15 protein-coding genes are annotated in these 13,986 nt (G+C 35.4%); 14 read left to right on the plus strand and 1 reads right to left on the minus strand.

Translation table 11 applies throughout. The annotated features are described in order from the left end of the window. Nucleotides 1-3: 3 nt before the first annotated feature. The 9 genes from EG344_RS07540 (at nucleotide 4) to EG344_RS07575 (ending at nucleotide 10,143) form a co-directional block, all read left to right on the plus strand. A complete protein-coding gene (locus EG344_RS07540) occupies nucleotides 4-1,209 on the plus strand; it encodes an ABC transporter permease (protein WP_123908941.1) in 1,206 nt (401 codons plus the stop codon). Between the two features lie 80 nt (nucleotides 1,210-1,289). Continuing rightward, nucleotides 1,290-3,077 (plus strand): endonuclease, encoded by a 1,788-nt coding sequence (locus EG344_RS07545; RefSeq protein ID WP_123908942.1) that lies wholly within the window; start codon nucleotides 1,290-1,292, stop codon nucleotides 3,075-3,077. A gap of 63 nt (nucleotides 3,078-3,140) precedes the next feature. Continuing rightward, a complete protein-coding gene (locus tag EG344_RS07550) occupies nucleotides 3,141-3,869 on the plus strand; it encodes a shikimate dehydrogenase family protein (RefSeq protein WP_123908943.1) in 729 nt (242 codons plus the stop codon). Nucleotides 3,870-3,952: 83 nt separating this feature from the next. Further along, nucleotides 3,953-5,755, plus strand: coding sequence for a DUF349 domain-containing protein (locus tag EG344_RS07555; RefSeq protein ID WP_123908944.1), 1,803 nt, complete (start codon nucleotides 3,953-3,955; stop codon nucleotides 5,753-5,755). A 63-nt stretch (nucleotides 5,756-5,818) separates the two neighbouring features. Further along, nucleotides 5,819-6,844, plus strand: coding sequence for a bifunctional diaminohydroxyphosphoribosylaminopyrimidine deaminase/5-amino-6-(5-phosphoribosylamino)uracil reductase RibD (ribD, locus tag EG344_RS07560; protein ID WP_123908945.1), 1,026 nt, complete (start codon nucleotides 5,819-5,821; stop codon nucleotides 6,842-6,844). A 65-nt stretch (nucleotides 6,845-6,909) separates the two neighbouring features. After that, complete coding sequence (locus EG344_RS24510) at nucleotides 6,910-7,074, plus strand: bacteriocin-like protein (protein WP_410493999.1); 165 nt, start codon at nucleotides 6,910-6,912, stop codon at nucleotides 7,072-7,074. 42 nt (nucleotides 7,075-7,116) lie between these two features. Beyond that, entirely contained in the window at nucleotides 7,117-7,302 is a 186-nt protein-coding gene (locus EG344_RS07565; protein ID WP_123908946.1) for a bacteriocin-like protein, read from the plus strand. A 99-nt stretch (nucleotides 7,303-7,401) separates the two neighbouring features. After that, entirely contained in the window at nucleotides 7,402-9,435 is a 2,034-nt protein-coding gene (locus EG344_RS07570) for a YCF48-related protein (protein WP_123908947.1), read from the plus strand. A 102-nt stretch (nucleotides 9,436-9,537) separates the two neighbouring features. After that, a complete protein-coding gene (locus EG344_RS07575; protein WP_123908948.1) occupies nucleotides 9,538-10,143 on the plus strand; it encodes an IMPACT family protein in 606 nt (201 codons plus the stop codon). Here EG344_RS07575 and EG344_RS07580 read toward each other — a convergent pair. After that, a complete protein-coding gene (locus tag EG344_RS07580) occupies nucleotides 10,140-10,850 on the minus strand; it encodes a zinc metallopeptidase (RefSeq protein ID WP_123859058.1) in 711 nt (236 codons plus the stop codon). The genes EG344_RS07575 and EG344_RS07580 overlap by 4 nt on opposite strands. Nucleotides 10,851-10,955: 105 nt before the next feature. Here EG344_RS07580 and EG344_RS07585 point away from each other — a divergent pair, with 105 nt between their 5' ends. From EG344_RS07585 to EG344_RS07600, 5 genes are all read left to right on the plus strand, one after another. Beyond that, nucleotides 10,956-12,095 (plus strand): GNAT family N-acetyltransferase, encoded by a 1,140-nt coding sequence (locus EG344_RS07585; protein ID WP_123908949.1) that lies wholly within the window; start codon nucleotides 10,956-10,958, stop codon nucleotides 12,093-12,095. Nucleotides 12,096-12,150: 55 nt separating this feature from the next. Then, nucleotides 12,151-12,327, plus strand: a complete 177-nt coding sequence (locus tag EG344_RS23840; protein ID WP_164464402.1) for a hypothetical protein — start codon at nucleotides 12,151-12,153, stop codon at nucleotides 12,325-12,327. A gap of 122 nt (nucleotides 12,328-12,449) precedes the next feature. Next, on the plus strand, nucleotides 12,450-12,821 hold the full coding sequence (locus EG344_RS07590) for an NADH-quinone oxidoreductase subunit A (RefSeq protein ID WP_123908950.1): 372 nt from the start codon (nucleotides 12,450-12,452) through the stop codon (nucleotides 12,819-12,821). A 101-nt stretch (nucleotides 12,822-12,922) separates the two neighbouring features. Then, nucleotides 12,923-13,483 (plus strand): NADH-quinone oxidoreductase subunit B, encoded by a 561-nt coding sequence (locus EG344_RS07595; RefSeq protein WP_002983540.1) that lies wholly within the window; start codon nucleotides 12,923-12,925, stop codon nucleotides 13,481-13,483. Nucleotides 13,484-13,489: 6 nt separating this feature from the next. Further along, nucleotides 13,490-13,984: an NADH-quinone oxidoreductase subunit C gene (locus EG344_RS07600; RefSeq protein WP_123908951.1), complete on the plus strand. Its 495-nt coding sequence runs from the start codon at nucleotides 13,490-13,492 to the stop codon at nucleotides 13,982-13,984. Nucleotides 13,985-13,986: the final 2 nt, after the last annotated feature.

The raw sequence follows: 13,986 nt of genomic DNA on the forward strand, positions 1-13,986 counted from the left end.
ATCTTGAAGAATATTGCATTTTACATAGCATCCAGATACCTTTTGGCTAAAAAAGGCAGTACCGCTGTTACCTTTATTACGTGGCTTTCAGTAGGTGCCATGACGGTTGCTGTGGCTGCAATGTTCGTTATTATTTCAGTTTTCTCAGGGCTTGAAAATCTGAACAAAGACTTAATCTCCAATCTTCATGCTGACCTGACTTTAAAAAGTATATCAGGTAAAACCATTAAAAACCTGGATGAGGTTAATAAAATTTTAAACAGTAATAAAGAGATTGCTAACTACTCCCGTGTTATTGAGGAAAAGGTATATATCAGCTTTAACGGAAAAGGTGACATTGCCTATTTACGAGGTGTTGACTCTGCCTATACAAAAGTAAATCCTATCAATAAGGAAGTATTTTATGGAACTTATCCAAGTTTCAAATACTCTAATGAGGTATTGATGGAAAACAGTCTGGATAACCGATTGTCAATTCCGGTAGATTCTTCCAATCATTATGCAACGGTATTTATGCCCAAGCCAGGAACAGGGATCATCAGTAAAGAAGAAGATATTTACAATAAAAGAGATATTTCAGTAACCGGAGTTTTCCCAGGAAAGGATCAACTGGACAGTTATATTATCTCCCCTATCGAACTTACCGAGGAATTATTAAGCCTTCCAAAACATTCAGCTTACCAGATTGTTATTAAATTAAGAAATCCGGAAAACGCTGATGCTGTGAAACAAAATCTACTTTCTTCTGTTGGCAAAAACATTGAAATAAAAACAAAAGAAGAGGAAAATGCAGCTTTCTGGAAGATGATTAATACTGAAAAGCTATTTATATACCTGATTTTTGCACTGGTTATTTTCATCACCACCTTTAATCTTGCCGGAGCTATCATTATCTTACAGCTTGATAAAAAAGAACAGGCAAAATCTCTTATTTCATTAGGCTTTCCTTTAAGTCACCTGAGAATGACCTACTTCTATACGGGACTTCTTATTGTAATTTCCGGAGTGATTACCGGTTTAATTTGCGGAACCGCATTATGTTACTTTCAGTTGTATACGGAATTCTTCAGAGCCAACGACGTGCTTCCTTTCCCGGTAAAAATTGTAGGAAAAAACTACTTTATCGTTGCTCTTACTGCATCTGTATTTGGAATTACAATCTCTTGGTTCTTTTCCAAGATCAGCAAAGAGTATATTACTAAAAATTAATATACCAAGTTTACACATTTAACATCAAAAACCCTTTTACGCTTCATTTTTTTGTACCTTTACGCCCCAATTTTAAAAAAATGAAACGAATTTTATCTTTTTTCCTATTAAGCTTTGCATTCATTAATGCATTTGCACAGGCACCTGCTGGTTATTATAATGCAGCTAACGGTTTAACGGGAGCTCCCCTTAAAACGGCACTGAAAGGCATTATTACTTCAGGTCACCAAGACAAAGGGTATGGAGGCTTATGGACAGGCTATTACACAACCGATCGTGATACAAACACAAATTTTGAAAACGATGGTACAGTACTAGACATTTACTCTGAGAATCCAAATGGACCAGATCCTTATAACTATACTATAGGTACAAACCAATGCGGAACATACGTTAACGAAGGTAAATGTTATAACAGAGAGCATATAATTCCTCAAAGTTTATTCAATCAAGCTTCACCAATGGTTGCAGATATTCACTTTATCCGTCCTACTGATGGGAAGGTAAATGGGATGAGATCTAATTATCCTTTTGGTAAAGTAGGATCTGCTACTTATACTTCACAGAATGGTTCTAAGCTAGGAAATTCAACTTCTCCGGGCTATGGCGGAACAGTATTTGAACCTATTGATGCTTTCAAAGGAGATGTAGCCCGAATGATCTTTTATTTTGTAACAAGATATGAAGATAAGCTTTCTACGTTCAGTAGTGGTGATATATTAGGTAGCTCCTCATTTCCAGGTTTGCAGGCGTGGGAACTTCAGCAACTTTTAGCATGGAATGCAATGGACCCTGTATCTCCTGAAGAAATAAACAGAAATAACGCAGCCTTCACATTCCAGGGGAATAGAAACCCATTCATTGATAATCCCGCTTATGTAGATTTAATCTGGGCTACCGCAATTGATAACCAAGCTCCTACAGCACCTACCAATTTAGCCACAAACACTCCAACTTCAAATTCTATTTCATTAAGTTGGACTGCATCTACAGATAATGTTGGAGTAACAGGTTATGATATTTATGTAAATAATACATTTAAATCTACTGTATCCGGAACATCAACTACAGCTACAGTATCCGGATTATTACCTCTTACCCAATATTCATTCTATGTAATTGCTAAAGATGCATTTGGAAATAATTCCCCACAAAGTAATATTGCAACAGGAACTACCCTTGACGGACCCGTAAACGTAGGAAACTGTGGTGATGAGAACTTTAGTAATATTCCGGCAAATGCAAGTGACTATAAAACCAGAACATGGACAAACAATAATGTAAGCTGGACAGCAACCTTTGCAAGAACAGACCAAACTATTAATGGTAAAGCAATAACAATTCAAGGAGGTGATCTAACTAGCTCCAACGTACCTGGCGGAGTTCAGACATTAACCGTAACTACTCAACTTAAATTCAGTGGATCAGATGGCAACCTGAATGTTTTTGTCAATGATAATTTAGTAGGAACAGTCCCTTACAGCGTAACAGCAACAACAACACCAATCAATGTGAATGTTACAGGAAACGCTGTTATTAAAATCGTAAACCCTAGCAACAATAACAGAGTGGCAATAGATGATCTTAAATGGACTTGCTACAACGGATCGCTGGCAACTTCTGAAACGAAGAAAGACAAAGCAGAGTTCACCATCTACCCTAACCCGGTAAGAAACAATGAACTGTTTGTAAAAGGGGAAAACCTTACCAAAATTTCAAAAGCTCAAATCTATGATCTTTCAGGAAAAGTAATTGAAACGATTGCCAATCCTTTTAAAAATTCAAATAAAATCAATCTTAAAGGATTAGTAAAAGGAACATACATCTTAAAAACAGATAATTTCTCTACTAAATTTATTGTAGAATAATTATTATAAAATATTTCAAACTAAAGGCCGGATTTATCCGGTCTTTTTTTATAATTTTGATGTATGGATTCCAATAAAAAATTAGGATTGATAGGACGAAATATTTCCTATTCCTTTTCTAAAAAATTCTTCGAAAATAAGTTCCAAAAGCTTATGCTTAAAGGTTTTTCCTATGATATTTTTGACCTGAGTGAAATCAATGAAGTAGAAAACCTTTTTTCCTCACCTGAGTTATTAGGTTTTAATGTTACCATTCCTTATAAAGAACAGATCATTAGTTATCTTGACGAATTAAGTGATGAAGCTGAAAAAATTGGTGCCGTGAACTGTGTTTTAATTCAAAACGGTAAAAAAACCGGTTACAATACGGATGCTTTCGGTTTTGAAAAGACACTTCTTCTTCACAAAAAATCATCGCAGGATAAAGCTTTGATCTTAGGAAACGGTGGAGCAGCAAAAGCAGTAAAGTATGTCTTGGATAAACATAATATTCCATCACAAACCATTTCTAGAAGTACGGAAATCAATTTTGAAAACCTTGATAAGGAAACTGTACGGGAACACAAAATTATTATTCAATGTACACCGGTAGGTACTTTTCCGAATGTTGAAGATTGCCTGGCTTTTCCTTTTGATGCGCTTTCCCCGGAACATTTAGTTATTGATTTAATTTACAACCCCAACTATACGCAATTTATCATCAATGCTTCCGAAAAAGGAGCAAAAACAGTAAACGGTTATTATATGCTTGAACAGCAAGCAGAAAAAGCTTGGGAAATTTGGAATTTTTAAAAAAAATAACATAAATTAGTACTTTAATTGGCCTTACAGCTATATTTGAAGGATATTAACGCCACTCACATAAAAGATTTGCTATGACTACAGAAAACAATCTTTCTGAAAACGAAGAAAAGAAAAATCCTAACGAAGTACCACAGGAGACATCGGAAAACACAGTTTCTCATGATGCCCATCCTCATGGAGATGATGCTGAACACCTGGAAGAACATGAAGATGTTGAGATTTCTCTGGCTGATGCCCTGAAAGAAATGGAAAAAATCATCAACGCGCCTAACGCCGGTGAAAACTCCAAAAGATTCAATCAGCTAAAAGAAAAAGCAAGTCATCACATCCATGATGAAGTGGAAGATAAAAAGCACGAGTTTGCAGAAGCTGGAAATGCTACTGAAACCTTTAGTTATGAGCATCCTTCACAAGCTAAACTCTCTGCTTTAATCAATATTTTCAGAGAAAAGCATGATCAATTCCAAAAAGGACAGGAAGAAGAACAGAAGAAAAATCTGGAACACCGTCAAACTATTATTGAAAGATTAAAAAATCTATATACCAATTCAGAACCTGGAGTCAATCTTTTCAAATCCATTCGTGAGATCAAAGAAGAATGGTCAAAAGCCGGACAGGTTGCTAAATCTGAATTCAAAATTCTTAACAATAATTATTTCCACCATCTGAATCAATTTTATCAAATGCTGGATCTGAATAAAGAATTTTTGGAGCAGGAATACAGCCACAACCTTGAAAAAAGACAACATATCATTGCCCGTGCTCAGGAATTGGAGAATGAACCCGTTATCCAAAAGGCTTTAAATGAACTTCAGTATCTTCATAAACTTTGGAAAGAAGAAGCAGAACCTGTAGCAGAAGAATTCCGTGAAAAAACATGGGAAGAATTCAAAGAGATTTCCAATAAAATTCACGAAAGAAAATCTGAACTTTCAGCGTCTATTGAAAAAGAACAGGCTGTCAATCTTGAAAAGAAGACTCAGATTATCGCTGAAATCAAAAAACTTTCAGAACCTTCTGAAACGCCTAACCATAATTACTGGCAGAACGCTATCAAAAGAGTTGAAGATCTTCGTTCCGATTTCCTGAAAACAGGAAGTGTTCCAAGAAAACTTTCCAACCAGAACTGGAATGATTTCAAAACAACCCTTAGAGGATTTAATACAACAAAAAACAACTATTATAAATCTTTAAAAGGTTCTCAGCAGGCTAATCTGGAAGAAAAACTAAAACTGATCCAAACTGCTCAGGACAATCAGAATAACGAAGAGTGGGATATCGCTGTTCCATTGTTCAAAAAGCTTCAGGAAGACTGGAAAAAAATCGGGCATGTTCCAAAGAGCATGACCAATAAAATCTGGGATGAATTCCGTGACGCTTGTAATGCATTCTTTAACAATTACAGAGAAAAGAGCAATACTTCTACCGATAACTGGAAAGAAAACTACAAGAATAAAAAAACTCTTCTTGACGAATTGAAATTGGTTTCCAACGATGAAGGAAGTATTGAAAAAATCGAAGCCATTAAAACAGCGTGGAATACCATTGGAAAAGTTCCAAGAGATAAAATTTCAATCAATTCTGAGTTCAATAAGACTCTAAGAGAGAAATTGAAGATCAATAAGATCAATGAACTTGAATTGAAAGAAGAAGGATTATCTGAAAATCAGCTTACCGACAAGGCAAGAAAAATCAAAAATCAGATTTCTGATCTTGAAGCTGAAATCGTTAAGCTTGAAAATAACCTTTCGTTCTTTAATAAACCATCAAGAGAGAATCCTCTGTTAAGAGATACTTACAACACTATTGATGAAAAGAAAGCTCATCTTGAAACTTTAAAGCAAAATCTTCACAGCATTATTGCCGGAGAATAAATCTTAACAAAATAAATAAGGGCGGAGCAAAGCAATTTGTCTTCGCTTTTTCTTTTTATAAATATGAATAACGACGAACTATATATTTCAAGATGTATTGAGCTAGCTCAAAAAGCGCTTGGCAAAACCTATCCTAACCCTCTTGTTGGAAGTGTAATTGTTCACAACGGTAAAATCATTGGGGAAGGATACCATCACAAAGCAGGGGAAAACCATGCAGAAATCAATGCGATCAATTCAGTGGAAGATAAAACCCTGATTCCAGAATCAACGATTTATGTTTCATTAGAACCCTGTGCTCATTATGGGAAAACTCCTCCATGTGCTTTAAAAATTAAAGAATTAGGCTTTAAAAAAGTAGTCATTGGTGCTATGGATTCTCATGATAAGGTCAATGGAAAAGGAAAAAAGATCATTCAGGATGCAGGAATAGAAGCTGTTTCAGGAATTCTTGAAAAAGAATGTATCGAACTGAATAAAAGATTTTTTACCTATCATGAACAGAAAAGACCTTACATCATCCTAAAATGGGCAGAATCTGGGGATGGATTCTTAGATAAAGATTTTAAGCCAACTGCTATTTCTAATGCTTTGGTCAACCAATTCGTCCACCAGCTTAGAGCAGATGAACACGCTATTCTGGTAGGAACACAAACAGCTTTAGCCGATAATCCAAGTCTCACTGTAAGAAACGTTGAAGGAACTCATCCTGTTCGTATTTTAATTGATTTTGATCTGAAAGTTCCGAATGACTTTAAGATTTACAACAACGAAGCCAGAACAATAGTTTTAAATACTGTAAAAGAAGAAACAGAAGGTCATATCCAGTTTATTAAAATTAAAAAAGACAACTTCCTGCCTGATTTGATGGGAGCTTTATATAAAGAACAGATTCAATCTATTATTATTGAAGGAGGCCGCTTTACACTACAACAATTCATTGATGCTGGTCTTTGGGACGAAGCCATCGTCATTAAAAATGAAAATCTAAAATTAGAAAACGGGACAGAAACCCCAGAATTCAGGCATTTTCCTTACAAAACAGAAAACTACAGAGATAATACCATTTCCTTTTTTAAATCAAAATAAGCCCATTTATCACCTTGAAATGAAATAATTTATTTACCTTAGTAATATTCAAAAAAAATATTATTATGAAAAATTTAAAAAAAGTTTCAAGACAAAGTTTAAAAAAAGTACAGGGAGGTATAGCACCTGAATGTTGTTCATTTTACCCTCCATCATTACAACACTGTTGTGCAACGCCGTCAAGTATGAGCTGCCCACCGCCTTGGGCAGATGGATCATTCCCATGTTAATATCAGCATATCGTACAAATTAATTAAACTAAAAATATGAGCATGAAAAACTTAAAAAAAGTATCCAGAGCCGGATTAAGAACAATCCAGGGAAGTGCTGTTTTTGTAACATGTATATTACCTAACGGCCAACCTACAAGATGTAGAGATAAATGTCCACAGGATTTTTGTGGACCAACAAGTTATATGTGTCTTATTCCAATGGATCTTTGCGGAGATGGAATTTAAAAGAGATTTTTTACATTCAGAAAAGATATAAGCCGTCAAATTTTGACGGCTTATATCTTTTCTGAATTAAATGATTAGCTTTGCAAAAAGCTAATAATAATGAACAAATACTTCTCCATACTTTTCTTGAGCTTAGTATCGCTTATGAAAGCTCAGGAATGGAAATTTTTAACTCCTGTAAAAGGGTATTCAATAATCAAAAGTTTAGAAGTTACTCCCAATCAAACTCTATACATTGTAGACAAAGACAAGGCTGCCTCTTCATCCAGAGATGGCGGAATTACGTGGCGAAAACTTTTCAGATCTGGATGCTTAGACATTCAAATGCTTAATGATAATGTAGGTTTCGTTTTAAAAGATTATCAGATTTTTAAAACTACAGATGCTTTTGCTACCTCCACACCGTACCCTGTAAGTGGTGATTTCTTGAAAAACATGTATTTTGTTAATGAATCTGTTGGTTTTGTCTGTGGTAGTACAGGTGTAATTTATAAAACAACAAATGGAGGAGCGAGCTTCACCTCCGTATCTCTTTCTATCAATACAACCTTAAATGATGTTTTCTTTATCAATCCGAATATAGGATTCGTATCTGGAGAGAACGGAACGTTATATAAAACGACCAATCAAGGAGCAACATGGATCCCAACTCCTCTAAATACAACCGGAATTGACAAAATCCTTTTCATTAATGATAATGAAGGTTATATAACAGGAAATAACGGTGGAATTTTCAAAACAACAGACCAAGGAAACAGCTGGACAGCTTTAACCACCAATACCCAATATCGTTTGTTTGATATTAAATACAATGCTGGAAAATTGTATGCCGTAGGCCAAGATAACAGGTTATTAAAATCTTCAGATATGGGACAGACCTGGACACAGCAAAGACTGATTGACGCCTTCCCCTATAACAGTCTCTATTCTATAGGGTTTGTAAATGGTAATATTTTGGTAGGCGGTGATGCTAATATTTATAAATCTACCAATGGTACAAACTGGACTATCCAGGTGCCCGGTATATATCAATCTAACTTGAAAAACATATCTTTCGGTAATGATGACAAAGGAGTTATCGTAGGAAATCAAACTGGCTATAGTGTAGTATATTATACTGAAAATGGAGGGTACAACTGGACCAACAAAAAAGCAACCTTCACTCTGGATGCTTTCAAAGGTGCACATATAAGAGAAAATGGCAAAGGAGTCCTTATTGGTAACGGAAACCATTCTTTCACATCAGATTTTGGTAAGACGTGGGATAATTCAAACATAATCAATCATCCCACATTTGTATCTCCTTACTGGCTTAAAAGTAATGGTGATGTCTTACTAGGAACTGCATCCCCCTATGTTTCACCCAATAATGGAATACACCTATTTACAACATCCAATACCTCTTATTTTACTCTAACTGATAAGGTTGAAACAATCCAATTTTATAATGATATGATTGGCTATGCCGGAACATACCAAAAGCTTTATAAAACAACAGACGGCGGAATAACCTGGAATATCATTTACACCGTACCAACATCAATAACTTATATCAATATTATTAATATAAACAAGATACAGATAGGCACAAATAATAACATGCATTATATTAGTAGTAATGCTGGTTCTACCTGGACCGAAAATACAGATGATGATCAATATCATTATATTAATGAACTTATAGGCTATCGTATAGATTCTGGTTGGGACATATACAGGACAGCAGACGGAGGCCTAACATCACAACTTGTTGTTCCGAGTACTAACTATTTTAATTCTAACCTGGCAACAATTAATGACATAAAATTTTTTAAAAATAAAATTATTGCTGTTGGAACAACTTCAGATATTTTCATTGTGGAATTCCCTGATCAAGCTCTTGGAACCAATGAAAATGAAAAAACAAAAGACAGTCCAAATAATCAGATATATCCTAATCCTACTACATCTTCAGTGTTATTTAAAACGCCAGTAGCCTTAGATAAAGTTCAGGTTTATGATACTCAGGGAAAAATAATGACATTTACAAAAGAGAATAACGGAATTAATATCTCACAACTGAAACCCGGAGTTTACTTTGTGAAATTTGAATCCAATGGAAAATGGTTCACCCAAAAAATAATAAAAAATTAAAAATACTGAAGAAGCTGTCGGAATTCCGGCAGCTTCTTTTCTAATAAGGGTGCAAGTTTATAAAGCATTTAATACTTTTGCATAAATAAAGAGGAGTACAGCATGACGTTCGAATACAAAACCATAGAAAAACCCATAGAAAATACTTTATTAAAGGAAAAAGGAAGTAAGTTTATCGGATTTGCTTTTCCTGTTACCAATGAAAAGGAACTAAAAACTGCATTGGAAAAGATCAGGGAAGAGCATCCAAAGGCAACACATCACTGCTATGCTTTCAGAATGGGATTAAATGGTGAAAACTACCGTGCTAATGATGATGGAGAACCCTCAGGAAGTGCCGGGTTACCTATTTACAACCAGCTCCTGGCAAATGAGATAACCAATGTTCTTGTTATCTCTGTCCGTTATTATGGAGGAACCAAACTTGGGGTTTCCGGCTTAGTAAAAGCTTATAAAGAATCTGCTAAGATCACCTTAGAAGAAGCCAATATCATTACAAGAGAATTGGAAACAGAAATTGAGATCCAATTCAACTTCAACCAACAGAATACCATCTTTACTCTGCTTTCAAAATTTGATGCCAAGGTAGTTAATTTTGATGCTAATGAAAATTGTATCCTTACCGCCTCATTAAAACTGGTACAAAAAGAAAGCATCTCAGAAAAATTATCTGAGATGCAATATGTTTCATTTGAATTTAATGATTAATCTCTTCTTCCACCGAGAAGCAAAGACCCCCAGTAAAGAAGTTGAGCTAAAGACCCTAAAGCCGCTACAACATATGTTCTTGCAGCCCACTTTAAACTATCCTGAACTCCTACAAATTCTTCAGCAGTTACAGTACCTGTATCTTTAAGCCATTTCATTGCCCTGTTGCTAGCGTCATACTCTACCGGCAACGTTACAAATGCAAAAAGAGTGGTTACGGCAAACATAGCCACACCAATAGCCAGAATCGCTGTATTTCCATTAGGATTTTCTATTGTTCTGGTAGCTGCCATTATCGCAATACCTGCAATAAGAACAAACTGCATCAGATTGGAACTTATATTAACAACAGGAACTAATTTTGAACGTAAGTTCAACATTGAGTATCCTACCGCGTGCTGTACGGCATGTCCACATTCGTGAGCCGCTACAGCTGCCGCTGCTGCATTTCTCTGCATGTACACCCCTTCAGAAAGGTTTACTGTTTTATCTGCCGGATTATAGTGGTCCGTTAGCTGTCCGGGAACTGATATTACCTGAACATCATTAATCCCGTTATCTCTCAACATTTTTTCCGCTACTTCTTTCCCCGAAAGGCCATTTCGAAGATGTACGTTGGAATAATATTCAAATTTTGATTTCAACCTGGACGAAACCCACCAGCTCACCAGCATTGAAATACCAATAATGATATAATAACCCGTCATTTTATTTAGATTTTGTGTTCAATTTTTAAGCATAATGATATAAAAACTGTGCCAAAGTATAAGATATTATTATTTATATTTGTCCTCAAATTACTCTCAAAAAACATGTCAACAGTTTCAATTATTGAAGTAAAAACTCCCGGTCAACTCAAGCAATTCGTAAGATTTCCTATGGATCTGTACAAAAATAACCCGTACTATGTTCCATCCTTTATCAATGACGAAATCAACATCTGGAATGCTGATGAAAATCCCGCACTTAAATATTCTGAAGCGAAACAGTATTTAGCATACAAGAATGACAAAATTGTAGGGAGAATTGCTGTTCTTATCAACCACAAGGAGGAAAAAGAATTAGGGATCCGTAAAGTACGTTTTGGGTGGATAGATTTCATTAATGATGAAGAAGTTTCACAGGCATTAATTCAGAAAGCGGTTGATTATGCCCATGAAAAGAATATTGATAAGATCGAGGGCCCAATGGGCTTTACCAATCTTGATAAAGCCGGAATGCTGATTAAAGGTTTTGACCAGCTGGCCACCATGATTGGCATCTACAACCATGATTACTATCCAAAACACCTTGAAAAACTGGGATTGATAAAAGAAAAGGAATGGGTAGAATTTGAGATTATTTTCCCTGAAGTTTTACCAGAAAAAATCCACAAATTCAACGAGCTTATTTCTCAGAAATACAAACTGAGCGTTTTAAAATTTAACAATAAAGAAGAAATCATTCAGTATGTGGATCCAATGTTTGATCTTCTAGATGAAACCTACAAACATCTTTCCACTTACACTCCTATTTCTGACGAACAGCGTAAAACATACAAGGAAAAATACTTTAAGCTTATTGACAAAGACTTCATTGTTTGCATCGTGGATGAAAACAATCACCTTATTTCCTTTGCGATTACGATGCCTTCTTACTCCCGAGCACTGCAAAAGTCCGGAGGAAAACTACTACCGTTTGGTTGGTGGCATTTTTTGAAAGCAGGCAGAAAAAATGACAGAGCTAATTTTTATCTGATTGGTATCCATCCTGATTATCAAAGAAGAGGAGTAACCTCTATCATTTTCAAAGAAATCTGGAAAATATTCAGAAAAAAGGGAGTAAAATACCTGGAAACGAATCCCGAACTTGAAGAAAACAAAAACATTCAGCTTTTATGGCAGGATTATAACCCTGTGAACCATAAGAGAAGGAGAACATACTCACTTGAGATAAATGATAATGATGAATGAGCACAATCTCACTCATTCACTCTAAAACTCTCCCACCTTCAAACACTCTTACCTCATGAAGCCACAACTTATCATTTTCGCTGTTTTAATCGCAGGATTTATTGCTTATAATATCTTTTTTCAGTCACAAGACGGAAGAACGAATACGGTAATCAACATTGTTTTTGGCAGTGTTCTTTTTGGATATATTGCCTTTATGGCTTACGCTCTTCTTAAAAAAATGAAGAAATAACTCGTTATTTTTATTGATTCTAAATTGTAGGTTTTCTCTATTTTCATCCTACTTTTAAGCTGATAAATTTCATGCTTTCTTGTTTATTCGTTAAATTTGCAAATTGAGATAATAATGCAAAAATGAATTTACCTGAAAGTTATATTCCAATCCTTATCCAGGCTGGTGTAGCAGTAGGATTTGTAGCTGTTTCTTTACTTGGAGCACATTTCTTAGGTCCTAAGCAGAAAAAAGGAGACTCTGTAAAAAACCAAAGCTGGGAATGTGGAGTTCCTAGTGAAGGAAACGCAAGAACACCATTTTCTATCAAGTACTTCCTGACTGCGGTATTGTTTGTACTATTCGATATTGAAATCGTATTCTTTTATCCTTATGCGGTAAACTTCAGAGAATTCGGTATGGAAGGATTCTTAGCAGTGCTTACATTCGTAGCAATCTTCTTCATGGCGTTTTTCTATGTTTGGAAACGCGGTGCGTTAGATTGGGATAAATAAATTTCAACATTAAAAGATTGAATTTATTTAAGTAATTTAAAGATTGTGAAGGTCTTATTTTTTTAATCTTTAAATATTTTAATCTTTAAATATTTACTAAAATGTCAGATAAAAAACCAGTAATAAGAACAGATGCACCTGCTCCCGAAGGCTATGAAGGAGAAGGGTTTTTCGCAACAAAACTGAGCAGTGTAATCGGGATGGCAAGAAAGTTTTCACTTTGGCCATTGCCATTTGCTACCTCTTGTTGTGGTATTGAGTTTATGGCTACCCTGAACCCTACTTATGATGCTTCAAGATTTGGAATGGAAAGAAACTCTTTCTCTCCAAGACAAGCAGATATGCTGATGGTTTGTGGAACTATATCCAAGAAATTAGGACCAGTTCTTAAAGAAGTATATACTCAGATGGCTGAGCCAAAATGGGTAGTGGCAGTTGGAGCTTGTGCTTCTAGTGGGGGTATTTTTGATACTTACTCTGTACTTCAGGGAATTGATAAAATTATTCCGGTAGACGTTTACGTTCCTGGATGCCCTCCAAGACCAGAACAAATCATTGAAGGAGTAATGCAGGTACAGGCTCTTGCAGAAAGTGAAAGCATCAGAAGAAGAGATATGCCTGAGTATCAGAAATTATTAGATTCTTACAACATAAGCAACTAAACGGAAATGACAAACGAATTTGTATTAGAAGCAATCACCAGAGAATTTCCGGAATCTGTTATTTCAAGTTCAGAACCTTATGGAATGCTGACCATTGAAGTGAAGAAAGAAGATATCAAGAAGATCATTCATTATCTTAAAGATTCATCACTGGAATTTAATTTCCTTACAGATATCTGTGGAATCCATTATCCTGAATTCCCAGAGAAGGAAATAGGTGTTGTGTATCATTTACATAATATGATGGCTAACTTCAGATTACGCCTAAAAATCTTTATGTCCAGAGAAAATATTGAAGTGGATTCTCTTACAGAATTATATGCCGGTGCCAACTGGATGGAAAGAGAAACGTTTGATTTTTATGGGATTAAATTTAAAGGACACCCGGATCTTAGACCTATTCTGAATATGGAAGATCTTGGATACCACCCAATGTTGAAGGAATATCGACTTGAAGACGGTACAAGAACCGACAAGGACGATAATATGTTCGGAAGATAAAA

Source organism: Chryseobacterium sp. G0162 (assembly GCF_003815715.1).
GTDB lineage: Bacteria > Bacteroidota > Bacteroidia > Flavobacteriales > Weeksellaceae > Chryseobacterium.